The sequence below is a fragment of the Streptococcus sp. D7B5 genome, from assembly GCF_029691405.1.
Taxonomy (GTDB): domain Bacteria; phylum Bacillota; class Bacilli; order Lactobacillales; family Streptococcaceae; genus Streptococcus.
In genome coordinates, this window is the sequence record NZ_CP121467.1 from 1,038,226 (window position 1) to 1,064,943 (window position 26,718).

General features: G+C 39.6%; 33 protein-coding genes and 2 pseudogenes. 4 read left to right on the plus strand and 31 right to left on the minus strand.

Annotated features, from left to right (window positions below; genetic code table 11):
• Positions 1–7: 7 nt before the first annotated feature.
• From P8P68_RS05080 to P8P68_RS05205, 26 genes and pseudogenes are all read right to left on the minus strand, one after another.
• Positions 8–1,342, minus strand: coding sequence for a DUF438 domain-containing protein (locus P8P68_RS05080; RefSeq protein ID WP_278275706.1), 1,335 nt, complete (start codon positions 1,340–1,342; stop codon positions 8–10).
• Positions 1,342–1,575, minus strand: coding sequence for a DUF1858 domain-containing protein (locus tag P8P68_RS05085; protein WP_000368739.1), 234 nt, complete (start codon positions 1,573–1,575; stop codon positions 1,342–1,344). The genes P8P68_RS05080 and P8P68_RS05085 overlap by 1 nt, the downstream gene beginning before the upstream one ends.
• A 214-nt stretch (positions 1,576–1,789) precedes the next feature.
• Positions 1,790–1,972, minus strand: coding sequence for a hypothetical protein (locus P8P68_RS05090; RefSeq protein WP_000505781.1), 183 nt, complete (start codon positions 1,970–1,972; stop codon positions 1,790–1,792).
• A gap of 1 nt (position 1,973) precedes the next feature.
• A complete protein-coding gene (locus P8P68_RS05095; RefSeq protein WP_278275707.1) occupies positions 1,974–2,753 on the minus strand; it encodes a hypothetical protein in 780 nt (259 codons plus the stop codon).
• A gap of 146 nt (positions 2,754–2,899) precedes the next feature.
• Entirely contained in the window at positions 2,900–3,250 is a 351-nt protein-coding gene (gene rbfA, locus P8P68_RS05100; protein WP_278275708.1) for a 30S ribosome-binding factor RbfA, read from the minus strand.
• Between the two features lie 166 nt (positions 3,251–3,416).
• Positions 3,417–6,203: a translation initiation factor IF-2 gene (gene infB, locus P8P68_RS05105; RefSeq protein WP_278275709.1), complete on the minus strand. Its 2,787-nt coding sequence runs from the start codon at positions 6,201–6,203 to the stop codon at positions 3,417–3,419.
• Between the two features lie 16 nt (positions 6,204–6,219).
• Positions 6,220–6,519: a YlxQ-related RNA-binding protein gene (locus P8P68_RS05110; protein ID WP_001041399.1), complete on the minus strand. Its 300-nt coding sequence runs from the start codon at positions 6,517–6,519 to the stop codon at positions 6,220–6,222.
• A complete protein-coding gene (locus P8P68_RS05115; protein ID WP_000857560.1) occupies positions 6,512–6,805 on the minus strand; it encodes a YlxR family protein in 294 nt (97 codons plus the stop codon). Before P8P68_RS05115 ends, P8P68_RS05110 begins: the two co-directional genes overlap by 8 nt.
• A 21-nt stretch (positions 6,806–6,826) precedes the next feature.
• Positions 6,827–7,963, minus strand: coding sequence for a transcription termination factor NusA (gene nusA / locus P8P68_RS05120; protein WP_000032278.1), 1,137 nt, complete (start codon positions 7,961–7,963; stop codon positions 6,827–6,829).
• Positions 7,964–8,005: 42 nt separating this feature from the next.
• Positions 8,006–8,485: a ribosome maturation factor RimP gene (gene rimP, locus P8P68_RS05125; RefSeq protein WP_000338692.1), complete on the minus strand. Its 480-nt coding sequence runs from the start codon at positions 8,483–8,485 to the stop codon at positions 8,006–8,008.
• Positions 8,486–8,599: 114 nt separating this feature from the next.
• The gene (gene trmB / locus P8P68_RS05130) at positions 8,600–9,247 is read right to left on the minus strand and encodes a tRNA (guanosine(46)-N7)-methyltransferase TrmB (RefSeq protein WP_278275710.1); all 648 of its coding nucleotides are present in this window, start codon (positions 9,245–9,247) and stop codon (positions 8,600–8,602) included.
• Positions 9,244–10,038: a phosphotransferase family protein gene (locus tag P8P68_RS05135; RefSeq protein WP_278275711.1), complete on the minus strand. Its 795-nt coding sequence runs from the start codon at positions 10,036–10,038 to the stop codon at positions 9,244–9,246. The genes trmB and P8P68_RS05135 overlap by 4 nt, the downstream gene beginning before the upstream one ends.
• A gap of 162 nt (positions 10,039–10,200) precedes the next feature.
• Entirely contained in the window at positions 10,201–10,812 is a 612-nt protein-coding gene (locus P8P68_RS05140) for a type II CAAX endopeptidase family protein (RefSeq protein ID WP_278275712.1), read from the minus strand.
• A gap of 30 nt (positions 10,813–10,842) precedes the next feature.
• The gene (gene blpZ / locus P8P68_RS05145; protein ID WP_278275713.1) at positions 10,843–11,091 is read right to left on the minus strand and encodes an immunity protein BlpZ; all 249 of its coding nucleotides are present in this window, start codon (positions 11,089–11,091) and stop codon (positions 10,843–10,845) included.
• A gap of 42 nt (positions 11,092–11,133) precedes the next feature.
• Positions 11,134–11,823 (minus strand): CPBP family intramembrane glutamic endopeptidase, encoded by a 690-nt coding sequence (locus P8P68_RS05150; RefSeq protein ID WP_247917016.1) that lies wholly within the window; start codon positions 11,821–11,823, stop codon positions 11,134–11,136.
• 31 nt (positions 11,824–11,854) lie between these two features.
• Positions 11,855–12,088: a ComC/BlpC family leader-containing pheromone/bacteriocin gene (locus P8P68_RS05155; protein WP_000379953.1), complete on the minus strand. Its 234-nt coding sequence runs from the start codon at positions 12,086–12,088 to the stop codon at positions 11,855–11,857.
• Positions 12,089–12,441: 353 nt separating this feature from the next.
• Positions 12,442–12,726, minus strand: a pseudogene (locus P8P68_RS05160) (CPBP family intramembrane glutamic endopeptidase); the annotation flags it as partial.
• A 576-nt stretch (positions 12,727–13,302) separates the two neighbouring features.
• Positions 13,303–13,512, minus strand: a complete 210-nt coding sequence (locus P8P68_RS05165) for a Blp family class II bacteriocin (RefSeq protein WP_049537864.1) — start codon at positions 13,510–13,512, stop codon at positions 13,303–13,305.
• A gap of 15 nt (positions 13,513–13,527) precedes the next feature.
• Positions 13,528–13,776 (minus strand): annotated as a pseudogene (locus tag P8P68_RS05170) (Blp family class II bacteriocin).
• Positions 13,777–14,019: 243 nt separating this feature from the next.
• A complete protein-coding gene (locus P8P68_RS05175; RefSeq protein ID WP_001099737.1) occupies positions 14,020–14,223 on the minus strand; it encodes a Blp family class II bacteriocin in 204 nt (67 codons plus the stop codon).
• A 15-nt stretch (positions 14,224–14,238) separates the two neighbouring features.
• Positions 14,239–14,493, minus strand: coding sequence for a two-peptide bacteriocin subunit BlpM (blpM, locus tag P8P68_RS05180; RefSeq protein ID WP_000379951.1), 255 nt, complete (start codon positions 14,491–14,493; stop codon positions 14,239–14,241).
• A 250-nt stretch (positions 14,494–14,743) separates the two neighbouring features.
• Positions 14,744–15,769, minus strand: a complete 1,026-nt coding sequence (locus tag P8P68_RS05185) for a thioredoxin domain-containing protein (RefSeq protein WP_070800394.1) — start codon at positions 15,767–15,769, stop codon at positions 14,744–14,746.
• Positions 15,770–15,928: 159 nt separating this feature from the next.
• Positions 15,929–16,303 (minus strand): immunity protein, encoded by a 375-nt coding sequence (locus P8P68_RS05190; protein WP_125384985.1) that lies wholly within the window; start codon positions 16,301–16,303, stop codon positions 15,929–15,931.
• A gap of 59 nt (positions 16,304–16,362) precedes the next feature.
• On the minus strand, positions 16,363–16,683 hold the full coding sequence (locus tag P8P68_RS05195; RefSeq protein ID WP_000645118.1) for a hypothetical protein: 321 nt from the start codon (positions 16,681–16,683) through the stop codon (positions 16,363–16,365).
• 14 nt (positions 16,684–16,697) lie between these two features.
• Positions 16,698–16,925, minus strand: a complete 228-nt coding sequence (locus P8P68_RS05200) for a bacteriocin class II family protein (protein WP_247924455.1) — start codon at positions 16,923–16,925, stop codon at positions 16,698–16,700.
• 608 nt (positions 16,926–17,533) lie between these two features.
• Positions 17,534–17,764 carry a bacteriocin class II family protein gene (locus P8P68_RS05205; protein WP_247924443.1) on the minus strand — a complete coding sequence of 77 codons (231 nt, stop codon included), beginning with the start codon at positions 17,762–17,764 and terminating at the stop codon, positions 17,534–17,536.
• Between the two features lie 281 nt (positions 17,765–18,045).
• On the opposite strand from P8P68_RS05205, the gene blpA reads away from it, so the two are divergent.
• From blpA to blpC, 3 genes are read left to right on the plus strand one after another with little or no spacing between them, the layout of a single operon-like run.
• Complete coding sequence (gene blpA, locus P8P68_RS05210) at positions 18,046–20,199, plus strand: peptide cleavage/export ABC transporter BlpA (protein ID WP_070800392.1); 2,154 nt, start codon at positions 18,046–18,048, stop codon at positions 20,197–20,199.
• A 10-nt stretch (positions 20,200–20,209) separates the two neighbouring features.
• On the plus strand, positions 20,210–21,571 hold the full coding sequence (locus P8P68_RS05215) for a bacteriocin secretion accessory protein (RefSeq protein WP_278275714.1): 1,362 nt from the start codon (positions 20,210–20,212) through the stop codon (positions 21,569–21,571).
• 56 nt (positions 21,572–21,627) lie between these two features.
• Positions 21,628–21,783, plus strand: a complete 156-nt coding sequence (blpC, locus tag P8P68_RS05220; RefSeq protein WP_000360258.1) for a quorum-sensing system pheromone BlpC — start codon at positions 21,628–21,630, stop codon at positions 21,781–21,783.
• 42 nt (positions 21,784–21,825) lie between these two features.
• Here blpC and P8P68_RS05225 read toward each other — a convergent pair whose 3' ends face one another.
• From P8P68_RS05225 to P8P68_RS05235, 3 genes are read right to left on the minus strand one after another with little or no spacing between them, the layout of a single operon-like run.
• Positions 21,826–23,166 (minus strand): sensor histidine kinase, encoded by a 1,341-nt coding sequence (locus P8P68_RS05225; RefSeq protein WP_221161141.1) that lies wholly within the window; start codon positions 23,164–23,166, stop codon positions 21,826–21,828.
• Between the two features lie 13 nt (positions 23,167–23,179).
• Positions 23,180–23,917 (minus strand): LytTR family DNA-binding domain-containing protein, encoded by a 738-nt coding sequence (locus P8P68_RS05230; RefSeq protein WP_070800389.1) that lies wholly within the window; start codon positions 23,915–23,917, stop codon positions 23,180–23,182.
• 4 nt (positions 23,918–23,921) lie between these two features.
• Complete coding sequence (locus P8P68_RS05235) at positions 23,922–24,260, minus strand: LytTR family transcriptional regulator DNA-binding domain-containing protein (protein ID WP_247924444.1); 339 nt, start codon at positions 24,258–24,260, stop codon at positions 23,922–23,924.
• 278 nt (positions 24,261–24,538) lie between these two features.
• On the opposite strand from P8P68_RS05235, the gene P8P68_RS05240 reads away from it, so the two are divergent.
• Positions 24,539–24,868, plus strand: coding sequence for a helicase BlpT (locus P8P68_RS05240; RefSeq protein ID WP_084940459.1), 330 nt, complete (start codon positions 24,539–24,541; stop codon positions 24,866–24,868).
• 61 nt (positions 24,869–24,929) lie between these two features.
• Here the strand turns inward: P8P68_RS05240 and P8P68_RS05245 are convergent, their stop codons facing one another.
• Positions 24,930–25,979: an ABC transporter permease gene (locus tag P8P68_RS05245; protein ID WP_278275715.1), complete on the minus strand. Its 1,050-nt coding sequence runs from the start codon at positions 25,977–25,979 to the stop codon at positions 24,930–24,932.
• Positions 25,976–26,707: an ABC transporter ATP-binding protein gene (locus tag P8P68_RS05250; protein WP_101800368.1), complete on the minus strand. Its 732-nt coding sequence runs from the start codon at positions 26,705–26,707 to the stop codon at positions 25,976–25,978. The genes P8P68_RS05245 and P8P68_RS05250 overlap by 4 nt, the downstream gene beginning before the upstream one ends.
• Positions 26,708–26,718: the final 11 nt, after the last annotated feature.

The following is a 26,718-nucleotide window of genomic DNA, read 5'->3' on the forward strand; positions in this document are numbered from 1 at the left end:
ATTCTCCTTATTCTAATCCACGGAAATAGTCCGTATCAATCTCTCGGTAGGGCTGAATATCCTGAACATACTCCAACACGCCTTGAAATTCTCCGTTTTCATCGTGTACCGCAGCGTAGGTGATGTGGACAAACTTGCCTCGCGACTCAGACTTGAACCACATTTCATACTTGTCCTTGACTCCTTCACGAAGCCCCTTCATGATGGTCTTTACCTTGTCCAAATACTTAGGCGGATGGCAAAGTTCGACATTGCGCCCGACTTGGGACGGCGTCCGTTTGAAAATCATCTCATCAGCTGGCGCATTGTCATTGTAATACTGGAAAATATCGTCTTTATTGACAAAGGTAATCTCCATAGGGAGATGATTGAGGATGAGGTTAGCCTGCTCGACGGAGAGATAGCCATTTCCAAAAGCCTGTTGACTATGACGATCCAACACTGCTTCCTTTTCCTTAGGGGTAAAGGTAATGGTGAACTGTCCTTCTGGTGTATCGATAACTTGCTGAACTTGACCTTCAGCCGTGTCTAGTTGTACGGGCTCTTCTGCACTTTTTTCCTCAACGAAACTCTGACGTTCTGGCACCCATTTCTCTGACGGACGGATGATGGCATAGCCGTAGGCATCGCTCTCCTCCGCAATCTGAATCCAATCATCCTGAGTGAAGGACTCAAGAAGAATCATGAGGAGGATGGACTCTTCCTTGAAAATCATACTTTCAAACTCTGTCGCAAAAGCTTCAAAAGCTTCCTTTACAGTGTTAATCGACACTTCTGGTAGTGCCTTAGCCGTCGTTAGAGCTGTTTGAAAGAGTTCCCTAATCTGGTCATCCACCCCCCACATAACTTTAGGAGGTGAATCGTGACCATAGCGCTCCATGATGGGAAAAAAGAGCTCTTCCTTGCGCTGATAATGGATGTCAAATTGCCCCAACAGCCCCATTTGACGGACCAAGCCCTTGCGCATCTCTGCCAGCATTTCCTCATCTTCCATAGACTCATAGGTATCCAACAGTCTCCGAATGCGAATCAAAGCTGCACGGAGAGCCAGATTTTCATCCTTGAAGACGCGAACTGGATGGCCAGGGTGTTCGGTGTCCTCTACTTCGACGCCCTTAACAGCGTTTTTAAAAAGATTGGCATGGACATCACAGAGCTCCATGACATCTTCAAAGGTGACACCTGAGTCTGAGTTCATCAGCTCGTGCTCCATGAGGGAAATCTCGATGGCTGAAACACCCGTAAAGGTCGCATCAAAACGCTCCTGAACTGACTCAGGAGAGGCACCATTGTGCAATTCTAACAAAATATCCCGTAGGATATGAATCCGTTCATCTGCCATTAGTCTAATCCAATCACTTCATAGCCGTTCGCTTCTAGCGTGCGGACAATCTTGTCCATAGGCGTTCCTTCAAGTTTAGAACCCTGCTTAAGCGATACTTTGCGACCGACTGTATTGCGCATCAAGGGATTAGCAAGTGGTTTAAAACCGAGCTCCACTAGGATTTCCAAAACTTCTGGGTGCTTGTCTACCACTTCTGCAACGGGTATTGACACATCGATGATATTGTCCATGACGACCTCCATTGTATGTTCTAATACTCAATGAAAATCAAAGAGCAAACTAGGAAGCTAGCCGCAGGCTGTACTTAAGTACGGCAAGGTGAAGCTGACGTGGTTTGAAGAGATTTTCGAAGAGTATAAAATGATTTTACTGCTTATATTATACCATATGGGAAGAGATTAAAAAACTAGCAGTGGAATTCCTGCTAGTTTCTTTCATTTCAAGTTATTCCTTATCATCTGGTTTTGCGAGCCACTGGGCTACATCCATCAGCTTGTCAGCAAGCAGTACTTTCCCGAAACCTACTAGAGCATTGTCATCTTTTTTCATGTTCTTCAGGACTTTGACGCTTTGCATCACAAAAAAGTAATTCCCGTAAGTCTTGGCTAGAATTTTAATGAATCCCATATTACTCTCCTTCGATGATTTCGACCTCTTTTCGGATAGTATCAATGTCTCTTTGATATTGCACTTCATTGTAGTTGACTAGCTTGGACAATTCCTGTTGCAATCTTTCTCCCATCGGTTTCATGGTCGCAAAGGTTAAGCCACCAGAAATGACTCCACCTAGGATAGGGATCACTTTTCCCATCCCTTTAGCTAGGCCTCCTTTTGTCAGATTGACACCAAAAATTTTCAAAACTTTTTCTAAAATTGGATACCAAAGAGTTTTTGTCAAGGCTTTCTTGTTCACTACTTTTATGACTTGCTTGGCTACTGTCACACCGCCTGATCGAAGCAGGGCACCTGCGCCATTTACTCCCAGCATCACACCGAGATACAGTAGAAGTGTGTTTTTAGCATCTTCACTTAACTCATTGCGCGATGCCCAGAGATCATCAAATCCGTAAATATACCCTAGCTCCTGAGCTAGTTTTAACGAAAAAGCGTAAAACTGGGCTACATCTGTCGGAATGGTGATTGCCATGGCAAGGCCTCCAGGTAGACCTGCTAGAACAGATGTTCCACTTGCACGTAAAACATTATCCTTTATGCAGGACCTAGCTACCCTATCTAAGGTTTCTTGGGGTAATAATGAAGGAGGACCTTGTTCTAACAATTTGGCAATATCCTTCTTATCTAATTCTTTAGAGAACTTCTCCACTAAAAATTTTTCTCTATTTACTTTCACGACAGGAAGCTTTACAACTTGTTGTAAAACTTTTATAGCTATATCTTGTTTAGCCATCTATATCTCCATTTTATATTCAAGTTAAGCTTTATCATATCATACTATTATAGATTTATACATTTTTTTAACCGACTTTTAAGAAGGGCAGCTAATTAATCTATCATCATGTTTAAAGTAACAAAAAAGAGGGTTGCCCCCCTTTCTTATTTCTTATCCAGATTGCGTAACATTTCGTCAATCTTGTTTCCATATTCAATGGATTCGTCTTTGACGAAGGTTAAATCTGGGATTTTGTACAATTTCAAATTGCGACCAAGTTCACGTTTGATGGTACCAGTTGCTTTTTCAAGCCCGATTTGAGCTTTTTGGTTATCCGAAGCAAGGTTACTCAAAATGGTGTAGTAAACCTTGGCAACAGACAAATCCCCCAGCATCTGAACATCTGTGATGGTCACACCTTGGACACGCGGATCACGGACTTTCTTTTGCAAAATCTCATTGACTTCACGCTTGATTTCCATGCCCACACGATCCGTACGGAAATGATTTGCCATGATATTCCTTTCTCTACTTTGAACCAAAAGCTAGGCCAGCAGACCTAGCTATTTCTATTAGATAGAGGAACTAGAGCCATTTGAATCTAGGAAACAAGCCTTAGATAGAACTAAGGGTTCATCAAGGCGCTGTTGACAACGAGTCAAATGAGCTATCGTTTCTCTATTATCGTTTGATTTCTTCCATGACATAGGCCTCAATCACATCATCAGTCTTGATATCATTGTAGCCATCAATCATCAATCCACCTTCACGACCGTTTGTAACTTCTTTGACGTCGTCTTTGTAGTGTTTCAAGCTGGCGAGTTCGCCATCATAGATTACGACACCGTCACGGATAACACGGACTTTAGAATCACGGGTAACCTTACCGTTGATAACCATGAATCCACCGATAGTTCCGACTTTAGATACCTTAAAGGTTTCACGGATAACTGCTTCACCGATAACTTTTTCTTCGAATTCAGGATCAAGCATCCCTTTCATGGCTTCTTCCATCTCTTCGATAACCTTATAGATAATGCTGTGGAGACGGATTTCTACATCGTCAGCTTCAGCTTGTTGACGCGCTTGTGGTGTAGGGCGTACGTTGAAACCAACGATAAAGGCATTTGAAGCTTCCGCAAGGGTCACGTCAGATTCGTTGATAGCACCGACTGCCGAGTGGACGATGGTAACTTTGACACCTTCCACATCGATCTTTTGAAGCGAGGCAGAAAGGGCTTCAACAGAACCTTGTACGTCGGCCTTGATGATAACGTTAACTGACTTAAGCTCACCAGCTTTAAGTGTATCAAAGAGGTTTTCAAGGCTGACACGTTGGGTAGCTTGACGTTGTTTCATAAGGGCACGTTTGGCACGTTCTTCACCTGCTGCACGCGCAGATTTTTCATCTTCGTAAACCGCAAAGTGGTCACCCGCCATTGGCGCTTCATTCAAACCAGTAATAGAAACTGGTGTTGATGGACCTGCAACCTTAACACGACGACCAAGGTCATTGGTCATAGCACGGACACGACCGAAGGTATTTCCGACAACGATTGGGTCTTGGACATTCAAGGTACCTTGTTGGACAAGAAGGGTTGCGACCGCACCTTTTCCTTTATCCAAGCGCGCTTCGATAACCGTACCGATCGCACGCACTGTTGGGTCTGCCTTGAGTTCTTGGATTTCAGCTACAAGAAGGACTGTTTCCAACAATTCTTCGATATTTTGGTTGAATTTAGCTGAGATTTCAACAAATTCAGAATCTCCACCCCAAGCTGTTGACATAACCCCATGCTCTGCCAATTCACCGATAACGCGTTCTGGGTTGGCACCTGGTTTATCAATCTTATTGATGGCTACGATAATTGGAACGTTCGCTGCTTTTGAGTGGTTGATGGCTTCAATAGTCTGAGGCATAACCCCGTCGTCGGCCGCTACAACCAAGATAGTAATATCGGTAACAGATGCACCACGCGCACGCATAGAAGTAAAGGCCGCGTGTCCTGGTGTATCAAGGAAGGTAATCTTCTTGCCATTTTCCACGATTTGGTAAGCACCGATATGCTGCGTGATACCACCTGCTTCACCTGTCGCTACACGAGAGTTACGAAGGGTATCCAAGAGGGTTGTCTTACCATGGTCAACGTGTCCCATGATGGTTACAACTGGTGGACGCTCAACCAATTCATCTTCGTTAAGATAGCCATCTTCGACAAAGAAACGTTCGATGTCGGCATTATCCACTTCAACCTTTTGTTTGGCTTCGATACCGTAATCCACCATGAGGAGTTCGATGGTTTCCCCATCCAAGGATTGGTTTTGTGTAGCCATGACACCCATCATAAAGAGTTTCTTAACGATTTCAGCTGGTTCACGTTTGATACGTTTTGCGATTTCCGCAACAGTCATACCATCTGTATACTCAAATTCTGTTGGCAATTCATGGAACTTACGCTCTGTAACAGGTTTTGGAGTCTGGTTACGGTTGTTTTGCTTGTTCCCTTTTTTATTTTTCTTGTTGTTATTCCAGTTACTATTTCTTTGATTTCTCACTTGATTCTGACTACTTCGATTCTTTTGTTGTTTTCTAGGACCATCTTCTTCGTGATCATAATCATCACGTTCTTTGTCTGGTCGAGCTTGTTTTTTACGACGTGTATCCACTGGCGCTTCTTTCACTACAGGAGCTACTGTTACTGCTGGCTGCGTTTGTTCAGCTAGCTTAGCAGCTTCTTCAAAGATTTCCTCTGGCTCCTTGCGTTTGTTAGCTTGAGCCAAGGCTTCTTTGGCAGCTTGCGATTGTTTGAAGCGCTCCTCGCTTGAGCGTGCGTACTCTGCATTTTGCTCTGCTTTTAGGGCTGCTGCACGGGCTTTAAAGTCAACACGTGGTCCAGCTTGTTTTGGCTGGAAGTCTTGTTGCTGACGGCGATCATTGCCACGATTCCCTTGACCTTGTGGTTTTTTCCCTTGGTCGTTGAATCGGCGATTGTCGCGGTTCCCTTGACCAGGTTTACCACCATTACGGCCGTCATTTTTCTGACGGTTGCCGTTTTGTTGTTGGTCACGGTTGTTGCCCTTGTTTTGTTTGCGTCGCTCTGCCTGCTCTTTGGCACGCGCCTCACGCTCCGCCTTGAAGTTTCGACTCTGTGGTCTTGCGGCCACTACTTTTTCTTCCTTAGGAGCTGCAGGTGTAGCTGATTTTCTTTCTTCCTTTGCGGCAGCTGGTTTAGATGATGCAGGCTTTTCAGCTTTCTTTTCTACACTTGCTTTTGGTGCTGCAGGTTTTGCTTCTGCCTTAGGAGCAGGTGCAGGTTTAAAGCTAGCTGCGATTTGCTCAGCAGCAGCAGCTTCCACGCTCGATGAGTGGCTTTTCACATCCAAGCCCAACTCTTTTGCACGCGCTACAACTTCTTTACTTTCTTTTCCAAGTTCTTTTGCGATTTCGTACAATCTTTTCTTAGACAAATCATGTCCTCCTCTTCTATTCCATAAGAGACCTCATTTTCTTTGTAAATCCAGCATCTGTCACAGCCAAAACCTTTCGCGATTTTCCGACTGCTATGCTTAATTCCAGTGTTGAAAACACGGTTATAACTTCTACTTGATAATAGTCACTTTTATCTTGAATCTTCTTGGTCAGATTGGGACCAGCATCCTGTGCTAGAAAGACTAGCTTGGCTTTCTGATCTTGGATGGCCTTGACCACCAATTCCTCACCTGATATGATCCGGCCTGCTCGTTGAGCAAGTCCCAAGAGATTACTTATCTTTTGCTTATTCAAGTCCTAACTCTCTTCTTTTCACTTTGTGATCAACATAGGCGATCAACTCGTCATAAAAGCTTTCTTCCACTTCCATGTTAAAGCTGCGGTTAAAGACTTTCTTCTTTTTTGCCTCTAGGGCTTCTGCATTGTCTAGCTTGATATAAGCGCCACGGCCATTGGCCTTGCCTGTCGGATCGATAAAGACCTGTCCTTCTTTGTTCTTGACAATGCGGAGCAAATCACGCTTGTCAATCACTTCGTTGGATACAACAGACTTGCGCAAAGGGATTTTTCTTGTTTTCATCTTTCCCTCCTCTAGCAGCTTTTATTCTTCTGTCAATTCGTCCGCAGCTGCGTAATCCACTTGACCTGCTTCTTCCATAGCTTCAAACTCGCTGGCAGACTTGATATCGATACGGTAACCCGTCAAATGAGCTGCCAAGCGAACGTTTTGTCCACGACGACCGATCGCAAGAGAAAGCTTGTTATCAGGTACAACGACCAAGGCACGTTTGCTGTCATTTTCATCAAAGATAACTTGGTCAACCTCTGCAGGTGCGATAGCATTGTAGATAAACTCAGCTGGATCTGCTACCCACTCGATAACGTCGATGTTTTCTTCAACAGGAATCATGCGGTCACTCTTGGCATCGTAACGAGCTGGGTGGAATTTACTGGTGATTTTCTTGATATTGGCACCACCACGTCCAACGATTGTCCCGATAGCGTCCACGTTTGGATTGTGGCTACGAACGGCAACTTTCGTACGGTCACCAGCTTCGCGGGCTACGCTCATGATTTCAACAGTTCCATCGTAGACTTCTGGAATTTCTTGCTCCATCAAACGTTTGATCATTTCTGGATGGCTACGGCTAACAAAGACGTTGACACCACGAGGATTGTCTTCAACCTTGTAAACGTAGACTTCGATACGGTCATGGGAAGCAAAAACTTCTCCAGGGATTTGGTCTTGTTTTGACAATTGGGCTTCGATGCTGCCAAGGTTGACGTAAATAAAGCGGTTGTCAAATCGTTCTACTGTACCAGACATGATTTCTTGTTCATGTTCTTTATAAGTATTGTAGGTGATGGCACGTGTTTGCTTGCGCATTTTTTCCATGATGGTTTGTTTGGCAGATTGGGCTGCTACACGACCAAACTCAGCTGGTGCTTCTTCAAACTTGATTTTGTCACCAAGCTCATAGGCTGAATTAATGGCAAGGGCATCTTTCAAGCTGATTTCCAAACGGCTATCAAATACTTCATCAACAACTTCACGGACAGTATAAACTGTAAAGTCTCCTGTTTTTTCATTGAAGTCAATAGCTACGCTGTCTGATTGACCATAGCGTCTGCGATAAGCGGAACGAAGCGACTCTACTACTGCGTCGATGATGTCTTCTTTTTTGATTCCCTTGTCTTCTTCCAAAATGCGGAAGGCCTCTAGCATTTCTTTACTCATGTTCTTTTTACTTTTGAATCCTCAAAAGATATCCTTTCTTTTCTATAGTTTTACTGCTAAACGTGCTTTTGATACTAAACTGTATGGAATTTGGACGGTTTTCTTACGTGTCTTGTCCATATACTCCATAGTCAACTCGTCCTCTTCAAAGGACAGCAAGGTTCCTTCAAAGACTTTTTGCTTATCGATGGCTTGGTAGAGCCCGACATGGATGTATTTCCCAACTGCTCCAGCGACAGCATCCTTGGTTTTCAAAGGACGTTCCAAGCCTGGACTGGTGATTTCTAGGAAATATTGTTCTGGGAAGGGATCAGGCTTGATGGTATCTAGGACAGGACTGATGATTTCTGTCAGGTCTGCCGTGTCGTTCAAGGTAATTCCTTCGGGTTTATCTACAAAAATACTAAGAATCATGTCACTGCCAATCTTTCCATACTCGATATCCACGAGCTCGAAAGGCGCTTGGATGACAGGTTCTACAACTTCTCTGACTAATTCTACGATTGTTGCGATTGCGTCCACCTCCTCATAAGCAAGAGGCGAAGATATTTCCCCGCCTCTCTTTCTTATATTCTTACTATCAGTATAGCACGTTTGTCAATTTATGTAAAGCATTAGCACTCAAACGACTAGTTTTCAAGCTATTTTTTGAAATTCTGCTTCAACTCGGTAGATTACTTGACCCTTGCTGGAGAATTTTTGCTCATACTCTGTCATAACATTGCCTTCAAAATCACTGGCATGTAAGTCCAACCAAACACCATTGAGTTTCATCCCATACTGAGAAAAACTCACCAAGCTGTACTCAAACAAGCCACGGTTATCCGTCTTGAAATGGATTTCCCCATTCTCAGGCAAGATGCGCTTGAAGGTGTCCAAGAAACTCTTGTAAGTCAAACGACGTTTTTCATGGCGTTTTTTAGGCCAGGGATCTGAAAAGTTTAGGTACAAACGATCAATCTCACCGTCTTCAAAGTAGTCGGTCAGATCTGAACCATCTACCCACAGCAACTTGATGTTGGGCACTCCAACTTCAAGAACCTTGTCCAAGGCATAACTCAATACCGACTTTTGGATATCAATCCCGATATAGTTGATGTCAGGGTTTTGTTTGGCCATTCCTGATACGAAGGCCCCTTTGCCACTTCCAACTTCAACATGAACCGGATGATCATTTCCAAACAAGTCTCGCCATTTCCCTTTAGCTTCCAAGGGATTGAGGACCACATACTGGGGATTAGCCTCTAGTAATTCTGTCGCCCCTTTACGATTTCTAACTCTCATCTCTTCTTTCCATACTTATCACGGAAGACGCGCAAGGCATAAATCTCCCGGTTTACATTGTCTAAATCTTGATTTTCACAGTATTTGGCAATCTGGTTCAAGTAAGAATACTGACCATACCAATACAATTTATCTAACACTGTCTGATTGTACTTATAGCCGTAGTCTCTCAACCATTGACGCCACTGATAATCTGGAATGTAGTGGCATAGCAAATGCGCCACATCAAACATACGATCCGTCAGACGAACCGAATCCCAATCCACTAGATAAACGAGTCCACTCTCTGTCTCAATCCAATTACTATGGCGAAGATCCCCATGCACAATCGTTGCATGGTCTTCTCTAAAACCTGGAACCGTCTTACCTAGCTCCGCAATCACACTGTTCAAATAGTGATTCTGCTTCAAGATTTCTGGTACTCCTTGTTGCCAAGAACGTAGCAAATCAACTGGTGTTTCCATGGTATAGCCCAAACGGCTCAACTGCTTCATCAAGGGACGCGAGCGGTGGAGGCGGTTCAAGATATTGATAATCTGCTTGCGATTCATGTCGTAAGGGGTCAAGATTTTGCCCGTCAGCCATTCCTGAGCACACATATCACTGCCATCTGGCAAACGACGAGTCCATAATAATTGAGGAGCGATTTGTTCTCTGGCTAGGCCAGGTAGGATTGGAGAGGTGTTCATTTTTACAAAGACGCGCTTCCCATCAGGGTAGCTTCCCATATAAGCTTTGCCACTCTTCCCAGGTATCGGGGTCAGCGTTAGCTCATTATCACCCAAGTCCATTTCTTTCCTCCGTATAAAGTTTCCCTACTATTCTACTAGTTTTTGATCTATTCGTCAACCGCTCCACACCTGATTCTCAAAGAAAAGCATCTCAATTGGCTCAAGCTATCATTATAGCTTAAAGAAGGCAAGCACCGTCTTCTGCTTACCTTTTCATGATTTTTAGAAATAAGTTAAAAGTGGCAAACTGTTGTAAGACATGTGGACTAGAGTAGAAACCCACAAATTTTGGCTCTTTTTGTAAGCAAAGCCCAGCAATAAGCCCCCAAGTAGATAATAGAAAAACGAAGGCACATCATAAGGTTCATGCATGAAAGAAAAGAGAGAGGAAGTCAGTACAAGCCCTAACCAAGAATTTTCAAATATAGCCCCCTGAAGAAGTCCTCTGAACATGAGTTCCTCCTGGATTGGTCCCAAAACTGTAACACTTACAATAAAGGAAAGCGGAAGTCCTTTACTCGTTTCCTCAAGGTGTTGAGCCGAGGCACCAGAAGCAACTGAGAAAAAAGCATGATAGCCTATATTTACCAGCACCGTAAGAAGAAAGATTCCAATGAACAGCAAGAGTTGTTTCTTGCTTAAAATCCCCAAAGAAATCATATCAAACCATCTCGCATAGCCAAAACTAAGGAAAAGCAAGAGAGTCTTTACAACAATGAATGTGTACTGGTGTTGAAAATAATCTCCTTGATTGACGGAATATCCCGCTGCACCAACGATTGCAAAGACTAAAAATCCCAAAAACAAGGCATGACATTTATTAAAAATGGCCATAAAACTATCCTCCCCACCAAACAGACTTCCCTACACGTCATCCTTTAGCTCTAGTCTTTCCAAAACAAACCATTTTAGTAACCAAAATCCGACCACATAGCCAGCTCCTAAGAATATAGACATGAAAGCTAGCATGGGATTTAGGAAAGAAAAGACCACAACAGATACAAAGGTTAGCACAAAAACACTAAAGGCAATAGTATCAGAAGCCAAGACTAGAATATAAGGTGTCAACCAGTCTAAAGTTTTTGAATCTAAAAAAAATAAGTGTTTATACATGATAACCTCCTCTATAGCTAAAAAGCAAGCCTTTTGGTTTTTTCACCCTAAGACCCTATGTAAAAAAGTCAGCAAAAATGGTAATGTCGCTACGATATTATTGATAACATGCACCGCATAGGATGGATAAATGCTCTTGGTATAGCGGGTCAAACCAGCAAAGATGATTCCAACTGTTGCAAAGACGAAGATATCTAACAGACTAGGCAGGCTTGAAAAATGAGGGAGAGCAAATAAAATAGAAGGAAGAAGCAAATCAAGACCAAATCGCGAATGCTTAAAGAAAGCGTGTTGCAGTAATCCTCTATAGATTAACTCTTCCATCAGTGGAACCAGAAAGAACAGGGCTATATAAATACCTAGCTCTGCAAAGTTAGTCCCACTATAACCAATCAATACAGCCCAACCTTCCGCAGTTGACTGAACATGTTTAGCTGTCTGAACGTTAAAAGAGATCTGGAACACTACCACTAATACTGTCAAAATCGAATACCAAAGCCATTTTTTTCTTGGAATGCGAAAGAGATAACCATGGCCTGTCTTAACAAGAACCACAATCATGACTCCAATAAAAAGTAAACTCAAGATATTTTGAATCCAGAATAAATTGCCTATCTGAGAAGAAAATTGCCAATAGTTTTGGACGATAAGCGTCAGCTGAGAAAGACCAAATACGAAAAATAGGTAGGATAAAATTGCACTTGTTTTGAATAGAAGCTGATACTTTTTCATAGAAATTCTTCCTCATTTCTCATATTTCAGCCTATATTCCACATAAATGAAAACCTGCTCCTATATAACCAAGGTCACGATAACCACGCGGGCAGTACCCACTTACTGGAAAAGGACCTGAATTTTTTAATATAGAAGGGTAAGAACCAAATGGACTTCCCTGATAAGCATACCCTCTATAAATATCAGATACATCTCCACCCTCTATATGATCAAGCATCTCAGTATCCATAATTTCAAATTGTGACAACATTTTTGTATCCATGACAAATACTCCTTTTTTATTTTTAATTTTTGTCTTGTTACAACTTTGACAAGTTTAGTATATCATCGTTTATTAATTTTTTTCATCCAAATCTTGAATTGTCATCGAAACATCTTGAATTACTCAAAGAGCACAATCTTCCCAATCAACTAATAAGAAGAGACTGGGACAAAAAGATTTTGATTTTAGGAATTCTATATTATAAATTTTTAAAATCGATAGATTAGACAAAAAAGCTAACAAGACAGAATTCTGAGTGTTAGATAACTGATTTTGTTCGCTTTTTATATTTAAGATTAGACTTTTGTCCCAGTCTCTTCTTAGAATCGATAATTATTTTTACTCCACTATTTTTAGCTAAATATCCTGTGTAAAAAAGTCAGCAAAAATGGTGATGTCGCGACAATATTATTGATAACATGCACCGCATAAGATGGATAAATGCTCTTGGTATAGCGGGTCAAACCGGCAAGGATGATTCCAAATGTTGCAAAGACGGAAATATCTAACAAACTAGGTAGGCTTGAAAAATGAGGAAGTGCAAATAAAATGGAAGGAAGGAGCAAATCAAGGCCAAATCGCGAATGTTTAAAAAAGGCGTGTTGAAGTAATCCTCTATAGATTAACTCTTCCATCAGTATACCTATTTGTGCTTTAGAGTGTGAAGCCACTTTATCCTCTAAACGTGTCTTACTATAACATTCCTGTTCTTTAAGCCACGATTTCGCTATGCCTTCTTCTCCCCGCTACCTCACGATAGTCAGGCTTGAGAATCGCTATTGAATTCATCGGTAGCGGGTGCACACGGAGGACTTACACATCAAATACACGACATGCCCGTCTTACTCAAAAAAGAAAGGACGAAATTCGTCCTTTCTCGATCTTAGCTTTTCTTCAACTCACTACAGTTGACAATGAGCCAAAGGATAGTTAATAACCTATTGAAGTGTCAAATGTTGCTAACTCCATTTATCTTCAAATTTAAATAGACACATTATCGGAGTTATCAGTAAGAAAAAATCTAACCAGTTCAGATAATTCATAATATAGGATATAATACCAGCCATAACGAAAAGGTACAAAGCTGTACGATATCCTCTCTTTGGGTTTTTATCAGCCTTGGTGTTAAAAATAATGTACACACAACAAATTGCAATGAGTATAAGCTGAATTATAGTTTCATTTAACATATCAACACCCATTCCTTTTTAAAACTATTTTGGGGGTCTCAATCCAAAAGCTATAATGCCACCTACTATAGCGCCCCCTGTTGCGCAAATCAAGTAAGCTTGAGGGCCTCCAGCGATACAAGATTGTCCTGCCTGAAATGCACCCGACAAGGCTCCTACAACTACATCTCCTCCCAATCCACCTCCAGAAATATTACTTAATTCTTGATTGTCTACTATTTTGTAATCAAACATAATTTCTACTCCCTTCTATGGCCAAATATTATCAGCAATTGCAGTAAAAGCACCACCAAGTTTAGCTCCAGCCCAAGCACAGCCAGCAGTCATAGTCCATGCTGAACCACTAGTAAGGAGCCCTCCTACCGTACACATAGCAACTCCGATACCTGCTCCATAGACAGTTCCTTTTCCTACTGTTCCTCAATCAGTTCCTCCCTCAATGCTAGCCAGCATATCAGTATCCATAATCTTAAATTGTTCCATCATTTTTGTATTCATATCGTATATAACTTTTCAGTTACGGAACAAGTTTAATATAAAAATTATCAAAAAAACATAGGCAATGAAGAGAAAAAATAATTTATCATAGATTAGAAATAATATGACAAAACAATTCAATGATGTTAATTCAATAGTCTTTTGTTTTTTATCAGAGGTACTTATAGATAGATAAATAAGATATGTTTGGAAAGCGAAGAGAATTATATAGAATACAGCTTTCATAAAATATATCTTCCATTTTTATGATGTAGCACTATAGGCTAAATATCCACAAATCAATGCTCCTCCAATTCCTCCTATTGCAGCGCCCCATGGTCCTAGAAACTTCCCATATTTCACTCCACCCGCTGCACAACCTAAAGCAGCAACTACAGCCGCTCCTCCGGAATTACCTCCATAAATCTCACTTAGCATTGTTTCATCTACATTATAATAAGTATTCATACAAATCTCCTTTTATCAAAATCCACCCGTTGCACCTGTTACTCCTGCCCAAAGAGCCACACCAAATTTAGCTCCTATGTATCCACATGCTCCCATAAATGGCGCTCCAACACCACTCGCAGCACAAATGGCTGTTCCTAAGCCCCAGCCACCAAAAGCTGCACCACCACCTTCTAAGACATTAGTTTGCCAATTATTCTTGCCTCCTTCAATACTGGATAACATAGTTATATCCATTTCATGAAATTGTCCTATCATTTTTGTATCCATAACGAATACCTCCATTTTAATCTTAATTTTAATTTTTGTCTTGTTGCAACTTTGACAAGTTTAGTATATCATCGTTTATTAATTTTTTTCATCCAAATCTTGAATTGCCATCGAAACGTCTTGAATTGTTAAAAAATTTAAAAAGCAAGCATTAAAAACATGCTTGCCCTTTCACTCTTGTCTATAGGCAAATTCTAGCCATATGTTATTACAAACAAATAATATCATTGCACCTGTTTACCATCTATTTTTATTTATGAATTTTTTGTTTCACTTTAATCATTATAGAAGCCATAAGAAACGCGACAGCTAGCCGAATCAGTTGGTAACTTTCTTCCTCTCCTGTTTTCGGTAATAATTTTTCATTCGAAGTAATAGATTGGCTTCCCTTAACATCGGTTAAAGGAGTTTTATTTTCTTGAGCAGCATCAAAAATAGGTTTGAGAGTTTCCAATTGATTCTTATTGTCTAACATTGCTAAATCGCCAGATTGAGTAGTTTTAGCTTTGGAAGTTGAGTTTATACTCTCCACTTTCCCACTATTTTCACTATTAGAATTGGGATTATCATTGGATATTTTCATTTCGGTTCTTTTTTCATCACTCATAACTTTGCTTTCACTTACAACTTTATCACTAGTACTCATGCTGTCATTTCTGGTTTTCTCATCATGCACATTTTCAGTTACTGTTTCCTCGGACGATGCTATTATTTCCGTTTGCTTAGGTGAGTTTCTCGAGTACATATAATCATAAACCTGTTGTGCAGTCGCTCCCCCACCAACCCATCCAGATATCGGACGTCCATTTCTTAAATACAAAATTGTTGGTGTTCCTGGAATACCGACTTTTTTAAATAGAAACTCTCTCGCTTCCCCATCAAAATCCTTACCATCCAAATCATAATACTCTAACTTCTTTTCAATCAAGTTATTAAATTCTTTCAATTCAGGAGAAAATTGACGACAATGAGAGCAAGTTTTTCTACCAAAATAAATAGTATGTTCCAATTGATCCTCTGTAAAATATTGACGAACAGCTTCAATATCTATCTTTTTAAAGTTCTCAACATTCTGTTCATACTCTTCTGGGGTTACAATAGAAGGTTTATTCTCCACCTTTTCCTTAGTCGATGGCAAATCTGGTGCCACAAGAGAACTATCATTAGTCTGTATAGAGGAAGAAGTAGTCTGCTCTTCTGCATATACAACACCCGTAGTAATAGATGCAAATACAAGTGGCACAAGTAATAGCGATTTTATATTTTGTTTCTTCATAAGAATACTCCTTTACATTTGTTATCTTTATCTTACCTTATTTAAGATTACAAATTCATCTAAATCTTAAATGGTCATCAAAACGTCTTGAATTGCAAAAACTTTATTATAAAAGGTAAGTATTTCGAAAACACTTACCCTTTTATACTTCATTAGCTTCTACTTTTTATAATACTTCAAGCCCCAAATGAGCAGAAGCATGATAATCAAGCAGAGAATAGCGCCAATGTAGACAATTAATTGCTGATAGGATTCTGTTGCTGTGATACTTCTATACAAACAAATAATAGACATCAATCCTATCAAGCCGGTGAACATGAGTTGATTGGTTCTAGGACTAACCAAATCATCATCTTCAAACCCTCTTATCCTCATTCCCCTAGTGAGATAAACAGTAACAAAAATAGAAGCTAAGTTAATAACCACTAAAAGAAATTGGAAAACCAAGGAAAAATTTAAAAACTGACGAGATAGAAATAGATAAGTAGAGACAAGTAAGGGCAACTGACCTAGGAACAATCTCGCAAGAAAGATGGTCCGTTTTTTTTTAAAATATTTTTTTCATTGCTTTCTCCATTACAATTAAATGATATCTAATCATTTTCTAAAATTTGATAACTTTTGTGAAATGTTTTAGCAGAAACAACTCTATGATTGGTGATATCTATATAATCACCTGGATAACCAAGAACATACATTCCATAACCAGCGAATCCTCCTCCAACTGTTCCAACTAGACCAAACTTGATATTCGTTGCGAGAGAAGTGTTGAGACCTGCCATTAGAATGCGCACATGATTATCCAACCAAACCATATAATTTTTTTGAAAAGCTTCCTCTACCCAACTTGGTTTAGGAGTTGCTTGACCAATTTCCCAAACATCAACAATTTGATTCCCATATTTTGCCTTCATAGCTTCAATCCTTTTTAAATACCATTACATGAGTTTGGAGTTCCCCCTATACCATATGGACCACATGGTTTTGAAAAATGTATAATAGGCCACTTACCATTTAATTGATCCAAAGTTGGAGAAGGTGCTAGCCCACCCAATAAACCAGAAATCATATCTCCCCAACCTCCGAAACCTCCTTCAACTTTCGCAAGCATTTCATTATCCATAACAGAAAATTGTGACATCATTTTTGTATCCATGACAAATACTCCCTTTTTTATTTTTAATTTTTGTCTCGTTGCAACCTTGACAAGTTTAGTATAGCATTGTTTTTTAAAATTTTTCATCCAAATCTTGAATTGTCATCGAAACGTCTTGAATTGCAAAAACTTTATTATAAAAGGTAAGTGTTTCGAAAACACTTACCCTTTTATACTTCATTAGCTTCTACTTTTTATAATACTTCAATCCCCAAATGAGCAGAAGCATGATAAGCAAGCAGAGAATAGCACCAATGTAGGCAATTAATTGTTGATAGAATTCTCCTGCTGTGATACCCCTATACAAACAAATAATAGACATAAAGCTTGTCAAGCCGATGAACATGAGTTGATTGGTTCTAGGACTAACCAAATCATCATTTACTTCTATTTGAGAGCATCTCTTTTATGTTAACGTATGTTAACACTAAAAAACAAGACAGACCAATAATATTTAAAATGAACAATAATTGGGTTAAGTCTCTAAAAAAATTAGCCACTGACACTATAAGAAATACTATAAATACTATAGTTGAAACTATTTTTTTCTTATCCATAATTATTTACTCCATTTCAAGTAAGTTCATCTTATCAATGAAGAGTGATTTCTAACAGAATGTAGCAGCTCCAGTTGCCGCTCCACCCCAAAAACCAGCAGCAGCCCCAGATACAGTACCAAAGAAAGGTAGCGTTACAGTTCCCACAGCACCACCATCAACTCCTCCAGTCAATGCACCTCCAACTACACCTAGTCCACATTTTATCCAACCGCCACCTTCAACGCAAGCAAGCATATCAGTATCCATAATCTCAAATTGTTCCATCATTTTTGTATCCATGATGAATACCTCCATTTTATTTCTAATCTTTGTCCTGTTGCAACTTTGACAAGTTTAGTATATCATTGTTTGTTAAAGTTTTTCGTCCAAATCTTGAATTGTCATCGAAACGTCTTGAATTAGCTTTTCATTTGAAACCACCTCTAAATTTTTAAAAAAAAGATAATTTCTAATCATTTTTTACCATTCAGGAAGTTTCAATGACAATTCAAGATTTCATAAAATATGAACTTATTATTATGGCATAATAAACTCATCATATTATATGAAAGGAATTGCCAATGACTTCTTATAAACGTACATTTGTTCCTCAAATAGATGCTAGAGACTGTGGTGTCGCTGCCTTAGCCTCGATTGCCAAATTCTATGGTTCAGATTTTTCTCTAGCTCACTTGAGAGAACTTGCAAAGACCAATAAAGAAGGAACGACTGCTCTTGGCATTGTAAAAGCCGCAAATGAAATGGGTTTTGAAACAAGACCTGTTCAAGCAGATAAAACTCTCTTTGACATGAGTGATGTCCCCTATCCATTTATTGTTCACGTTAACAAAGAAGGAAAACTCCAACATTACTATGTTGTCTATCAAACAAAGAAAGACTATCTGATTATTGGTGATCCTGATCCTTCTGTAAAAATCACCAAAATGTCAAAAGAACGCTTTTTCTCTGAATGGACTGGAGTAGCTATTTTTCTAGCTCCCAAACCCAGCTATCAACCCCATAAAGATAAAAAGAATGGTCTACTGAGCTTCCTACCTCTGATTTTCAAACAAAAATCTCTCATTGCTTACATTGTTCTCTCAAGCTTATTAGTCACTATTATCAATATCGGTGGTTCTTATTATCTCCAAGGAATCTTAGATGAATACATCCCAAATCAGATGAAATCAACTTTAGGAATTATCTCAATTGGTCTAATTATCACCTATATCCTCCAACAAGCCATGAGCTTCTCCAGAGATTATCTCCTAACTGTTCTGAGTCAGAGATTAAGTATTGATGTGATTTTATCCTATATTCGCCATATTTTTGAACTTCCTATGTCTTTCTTTGCGACACGTCGTACAGGAGAAATCATTTCACGGTTCACAGATGCTAACTCTATTATAGATGCCTTGGCTTCTACCATTCTTTCTCTTTTTCTGGATGTTTCTATTCTGATTCTTGTAGGGGGCGTCTTACTGGCACAAAACCCTAATCTCTTCCTTCTTTCTCTTATTTCCATTCCTATATACATGTTCATCATCTTTTCTTTTATGAAGCCTTTCGAAAAAATGAACCATGATGTCATGCAAAGTAATTCTATGGTTAGCTCTGCTATTATCGAAGATATCAACGGGATTGAAACTATAAAGTCGCTCACGAGTGAAGAAAATCGCTATCAAAATATAGACAGCGAATTTGTCGATTATTTGGAAAAATCCTTTAAACTTACTAAATATTCTATTTTACAAACTAATTTAAAACAAGGAACAAAGTTAGTTCTTAATATCTTTATCCTATGGTTTGGGGCTCAATTAGTTATGTCTAGTAAAATTTCTATCGGTCAGCTGATTACCTTTAACACACTTCTTTCTTACTTTACAACTCCTATGGAAAATATTATCAACCTCCAAACCAAACTCCAATCTGCGAAGGTCGCTAATAACCGTTTGAACGAAGTCTATCTAGTTGAATCTGAATTTCAAGTTCAAGAAAACTCTGTTCATTCACATTTTTTGATGGGCGATATTGAATTTGATGACCTTTCTTATAAGTATGGTTTTGGACGAGATACCTTAACAGATATCAATCTAACAATTAAAGAAGGTGATAAGGTTAGCCTGGTTGGAGTTAGTGGTTCTGGTAAAACAACTCTAGCCAAAATGATTGTCAATTTCTTTGACCCTTACAAAGGACAGATTACCATCAATCATCAGGATATTAAAAATATTGATAAAAAAATCTTGCGACGTCATATTAATTACCTGCCCCAACAAGCCTATATCTTTAATGGCTCTATCTTGGAAAACTTAACCTTGGGCGGTAATAGTATGATTAGCCAAGAAGATATTCTAAAAGCTTGCGAATTAGCTGAAATCCGTCAAGATATTGAAAGAATGCCTATGGGCTATCAAACTCAGCTCTCTGATGGAGCTGGTCTATCAGGAGGACAAAAGCAACGAATAGCCCTCGCTCGTGCTCTTTTAACTAAATCTCCTGTTTTAATACTAGATGAAGCTACTAGTGCTCTCGATGTTTTGACTGAGAAAAAGGTTATAGATAATCTTATGTCCCTAACTGATAAAACCATTCTCTTTGTAGCCCATCGTCTCAGTATAGCCGAACGGACTAACCGTGTCATTGTTCTTGACCAAGGGAAAATCATTGAAGTTGGTAGTCATCAAGAGTTAATACAGGCGCAAGGCTTCTACCATCATCTATTCAACAAATAAGGAGAATGTTATGAATCCTAATCTTTTTAGAAGCGTCGAGTTTTATCAGAGACGTTACCATAATTATGCGACAGTATTGATCATACCACTTTCATTACTGTTTACTTTCATCGTGATTTTCTCCCTTGTTGCTACAAAAGAGATTACTGTTACATCGCAAGGAGAAGTCACTCCTACAAGTGTCATTGCATCCATTCAGTCAACCAGTGATAATACTATCTTAGCTAATCATTTAGTGGCAAATCAAGTAGTTGAAAAAGGTGACTTACTCATCAAATACTCTGAAACAATGGAAGAAAGTCAGAAAACTGCCTTAGAAACTCAGTTACAAAGACTTGAGAAGCAAAAAGAAGGACTTGGAATTTTGAAACAAAGCTTAGAAAAAAATACCGATCTTTTTTCTGGTGAGGATGAATTTGGCTACTATAATACCTTTATGAATTTTACTAAACAAGCTCATGATATTGAACTAGGTATCTCAAAGACTAACACTGAGGTTGCAAATCAAGCCAACCTTGCCAATAGCAGTTCATCAGCTATTGAACAAGAAATCACAAGAGTTCAACAACAAATTGGAGAATACCAGGAGCTGAGAGATGCTATCATAAACAAAAGAGCACGCTTACCGACTGGCAATCCACACCAGTCAATTTTGAATCGTTATCTTGTAGCCTCTCAAGAACAAACACAAGAAACTGCAGATGAGCCATTTTTATCTCAAATCAATCAAAGTATTGCAAATCTTGAATCATCTATCGCAAGTCTCAAAATTCAGCAAGCTGGTATCGGAAGTGTAGCAACTTATGATAATAGTTTAGCAACCAAAATTGAAGTACTTCGCACTCAGTTTTTACAGACAGCTTCTCAGCAACAACTAACCGTGGAGAATCAATTAACAGAATTAAAAGTACAACTAGATCAAGCGACACAGCGCTTGGAAAACAATACCTTAACCGCTCCAAGTAAAGGTATCGTTCATCTGAACAGCGAATTTGAAGGTAAAAATAGAATTCCAACTGGTACAGAAATTGCTCAAATATTTCCTGTCATCACAGATACAAGAGAAGTACTAATCACTTACTACGTATCATCTGACTATCTCCCCTTACTAGATAAAGGACAAACTGTAAGATTAAAGCTTGAGAAGATTGGAAAACACGGCATTACCATCATCGGCCAACTTCAGAGCATTGATCAAACCCCTACCAGAACAGAGCAAGGAAATCTCTTTAAATTAACCGCTCTTGTAAAACTATCTGGTGAGAACAGTAAACTCATCCAATATGGCCTACAAGGTCGAGTCACTAGTGTAACTGCAAAGAAAACATATTTTGATTATTTCAAAGATAAAATTTTAACACATTCTGATTAATTTTCAGATAACACTCTAGAACTATTTATTATCTTATCAAAAAGGAGAATCATAACATGGATAAGAATCAAAACCTAACTTCATTTCAAGAACTAACAACTACTGAACTCAACCAGATTACAGGTGGAGGATGGTGGGAAAATTTCTTATATAGCGTTAATAGATATTCTCATAACATCACACAAGGACTTCATCAGCCAATACAACTATAAAAAAATAAGATCGAGATACAAGAACTCTCGGTCTTATTTTCATCATTCTGTATACATCATAGTAAGTATCTGACGAAAGACTTGATCTTGACAGATAGTATTGAGACTAGCATTGGGATAACTTTCCACTATCTTCACAACGGTATAAAGACCAACTCCTCTCTCCTCCCCTTTAGAACTAACTCCAAAAGAGAAGATTTCAGAAACATCTATGTCCTCTTCTTTGATGGAGTTTTCAATGATAAAGGTCTCCTGTGCCCCATTTTTAAAAAGGGCGATTGAAACATGAGGTTGACTGGCCTCTTCACTAGCTTCAATAGCATTGTCACAAAGGATAGACACAATGGTTAGAAAATCAAGTAGACTCATCCCCTCAACTTGAATCTCCTCAGGAACTTCGACATTAAAGACAATATCCTTTTCTCTGGCTTTTATAAATTTTCCTGCGAGGAGACTTTTGAGGGCACGATCCCGAATATTCACCAATCTACCAAGGTCATATTTGTTGTACTGCAATTTTTCACTAGAATCCTTCAAGACGGAGTCGTAGATCTCTTTTATCTGCTCCATATCCTCCTCTTCAATGCCTAGGCTTAAGCTGGTCAAGAGGTTGGCATAATCATGACGAAAGCTCCGAACTTCCTTATAAAGCTCCTCTATATGCCGACTATACCGTTCCATATCTCTATAGCGCAGGGCCTGTTCTTGGTTCAGTTTCTCCTGAAGTTTTTCCTTCAAATAGGTATCCAGCTTCTTGATAACCCCCATAAAAAAGAGCATGTAAAACACTAGGATCAGATGGCGAACAGTCTTTGATTGAATGCTTTGTTCATATTCAAAGAAAGACAGAGTTTCCATAACTAGATAGTAGGTTCCCATTATCCAGTTAATTTTAGTCAAGGACTTTTGAAAACCTTTATCTAGAATCTCCCTTCTCAAACTAGTAAAATCATAGTCCAACCATTTCAAAAAGACTAGAGAAATGAAGAAATTGAAAATCATTATACATAACCAAATAAATGAATAACTGTCATATACTTGCCCTTGTCCCAAAAATGGAAGAACAAAATAAGAAACACCTCTATAAAAGAGATTCACCAATATCATTGGAAAGAGACCATAAAAGAAAAGGAGTTTTTTAGGAAGCCCTCTTAACAATAAGAAAGATAACCCTATGCCAAACAAAGGTTCTATAAAATATGACAAATATTCACTCACAGCTAAAAATTGAAAAGTCGCAAAAATGGCCCCTAGGAGAAATTTCAGAAGAAAGGCCTTAAAAATCCTCTCGAAAGTAAGATCAATTCCATCTACCTTAAAGAAAATGACAATTTCTAGCCCATTAGTAATAAGTGTATACAATAATATCCAAGCAATATTCATAAATTCTCCTAGCTCAATGCAAATTATTGATAGCCTCAGAAACTTCCCTAACCTTATAACGCGCGATTAGACAACTTCCACCATTGGGAAAGAAAAGCAGTTTTTCTTTCTTATCCAAATGCACCACATTTGCAGGATTGATGAGAAAAGAACGATGACACTGCAAGAGACGAGGCTCCTGCTTGAGAACCTCCTCTAGACTCGCCGTAAATTCCAGCCTATCCGTCTTGGTATAGAGAATAACACGATGGGCTCTAGGAGACGTTTCGAGATAGTAAACCTCTTTAAAAGGATACTGGAATTGAGCAAATTTTGATTTAAAGTAAAAGCAATCTTCCGCCAGGCTTTTGCTGTCTTGACTATCGGCATAGAGAAGAGCTGTCTCGATACGAGACTCAAACTCCTCTGCCGACAAGGACTTATCAATGTAGTCCAAAGCAGACACTTGGTAGCGAAAGGACAGGGGCATAAACTCCGAGTGAGTCGTCACAAAGACGATCAGGGCATAAGGATCTCGATCCCGAATCTTTCTTGCCACTTCTAGGCCTTTCATCTCCTCATTTCGAATCTCAATGTCCAAAAAGAATAGCTGATGTGCTCCCTTCTCATGCATCTCTGCCAGAAGTTGGTCTGGCTTGCCAAAGACTTCAAAAGAGCTGGGAATGATATGATGTTCTTTCAAGAGTTTCTCAATCGTCGTTTCAATCCTAGCTTGTTGGGAGAAATCATCTTCTAAAACAAATATTCTCATCTTCTTACTCTCCTTGTTTCAACCATCTTTGGCGAATATCTCTATAGCGACGTCTGGCATACTGAACAGCATATCGACCTTCTTCTCCAAGAAAAAGAGTCTTTGATTGGATATCCATGGATTTTAGCCGTTCAAGGTTAACCAGACAATTTCGATGACATCTCGTCAAGGTTTCTCCATATTGTTTCTCAAGATTGCTTAAATTTTGAAATAGATCAAAGCTAGCGTTTTCTGTAACAATCTGCACGGTATGGGCTTTGCTTGGATGCGTTTGGATATAGTAGATATCCTCTATGTTTAATTTGAAAATTTCTTTCTCTTTTTGGATGATAATGTAGTTCATGGATAAAACCTCCTAAAAAGAGGATAGCATAAATCTAGAAACTATTTTTCACCAAATCCTAAACGGTTCTCAAAAATTCCTAAAGTGTCGAATCATTCGCAAAATGGCTATGATAATCTTACAATTATTTTATCATAAAATCCTGCAATAACCATTCAGGAAATTTCAATGACAATTAAAGATTTGAAGATAAAAAAAGAATTAAAAGTGATAAGCTATGATTATAGAAAGACAATCACTTGAAACAGCTTTAGAACCATCACAAAGGAGGCATTCTCATGACAGATACAGACCCTATTAAAAGAGCTCATACTTTGATTACTGACTTAAACAAAGCCTACCAAGTCTGCAAACAGGCAACAGCTGACGATGTCCGCTTTCAGGAGCAGCTGAACAATATCCTTGACTTTCTCTCTAAAACTGAGACAGTGGATAATCGATTCTTGATTGAGCTGGAAAAATTTTACCAGACTTCCAGTCTTCTCCTGGGTCTCAGCGCTCTCAATCCAGATGCTCCTACTCGCGCCGCTTGGCGGGCCTATGACCGTTTCCACTTTGACCAAGTCAAAACCAAGCTAAGTCTCTACGGACCAACTATTATCTTGTAGAAAATAAAAGAAGCTGAGACAGACTGAACTCAACTTCTTTTTTAGTGTCCTATAAGTAAGATTAATCCTGCATCTGACGTTTTACCTGATAAGGCAAATACAAGACTTGTAAAACCAGTCCAGCTCCAAGCAGGGCTAGAAGGGCTAGTTTTTCTTGGAGGGTAATCAAACCAACTATCAGTTGAACCATTAAAACAAAACCTGTCAATCCTCGGATAACTTCCTGTAGTCCCTTCTCTTTTTCACCCTTTTCTAAAGGAAAGAGCTGGGTCAAATACTGGTAGTCAAAAGCACGATAGAGAGCCAACAACTGGAAGAGCATGAGGTAATTAAATAGAACAACCACTGCCGTCGCAATCCAAGACTGCTCGATAAAAATCACAGCTAACAAGGATAGGAGCAAGAGGCGAAGACTGAGAGCAAAGAGGTCTCCATTTCGCAGATACGAACGAAGATAGAGATTTTGCCAGATCTTCCCAGGCACCTTTTGAACAGTCTTTAGGAGGAAATCCAGATAAGCGCGACGCTTGACACTATTTGAAACGCCCTTGACCTGAGTAAAGAGAGCAAAGAAACGAAGCAAGACTTGCTTGCGCTTGCTTTCTTGGGTGATAACGTAGTCCCAGGCAAGCCCAGTCTCAGTATAAAATTTACTGGCTTTTTGGCGAAAGAGGAAGTATTTCCCAGCTCCTAATAAAAGCACATAGGCAAGAAAGACTGGCAAGCCATAGCCCATGGCTAAAAACAAGGGTGCAAACAAGAGTAAAAAGAGGGTTTGAACAATTGTCCAGAAAACCAATGAACGCGACGTCTGCCCTTTGAGGTACAACTTGACCTCCTCTTCACTGACTAAGAGAAAGAGTTTATCCGGTCCTTCCATGTAGGTCGCGATTCCTCCCCAAGCTAAAAGCAAGGCAGAGACAATCCCCAAAAACAAGAGGATAGGCCAATGATTTTCAGGAAAATCTTGCAGGAGTTGACTGTACTGGTAAGCTAGAAAACCGATGAGAACTAGCAGGAACAAGACAAAATGGTCATTTAGAACATAACGCAGATAACCAAGACACTCCTTACGAAAAGCCTGCTTTCTCTTTAAAAACAAGTCTTTCATAGCTCCTCCTCTTTGGTCAGAGCCAAGTAAATATCATTCAAACTCGCTTCAGGCATGGCAAAAGCATCCCGCAGTTGCTGGAGGTTCCCCTGAGCCCGCACCTCCCCCTTGTGGAGAATGACAAAGGCATCACACATCTTTTCCGCTGAGTCTAGCACGTGGGTACTCATGAGAATGGACTTGCCTTTTTGCTTTTCCACTTCCAAAAGCTGGATCAAGTCAGAAATGGCCAAAGGATCGAGCCCAAGGAAAGGCTCATCAACGATGAAAAGACTCGGATCTACGACAAAGGCACAGATAATCATGACCTTCTGCTTCATCCCTTTGGAAAAATGCACTGGGAACCAGTCTAATTTTTGATCCAAACGAAACATTTTTAACAAAGATTCTACTCGCTCAAAAGCCACTTTTTGCTCAATACCATAGGCCATGGCAACCGTCTCGATATGCTCTCTGAGGGTCAATTCCTCATACAGACTAGGCGTTTCTGGGATATAGCCAATCTGCTTGCGATAGTTGGTCGCATCTTCTCGCAGGGTGAGACCGTTAATCTTGATTTCCCCACTGTAAGGTGTCAACAGACCAATAATCTCATTGATTGTCGTTGATTTCCCAGCACCGTTGAGCCCAATCAAACCGACCAACTGCCCACTTTCAACGGTAAAGGACACATCTTTCAAGACAGGGACGTGAACATAGCCTCCTGTCAGGTTTTTAATTTCTAACATATTTTCTCCGA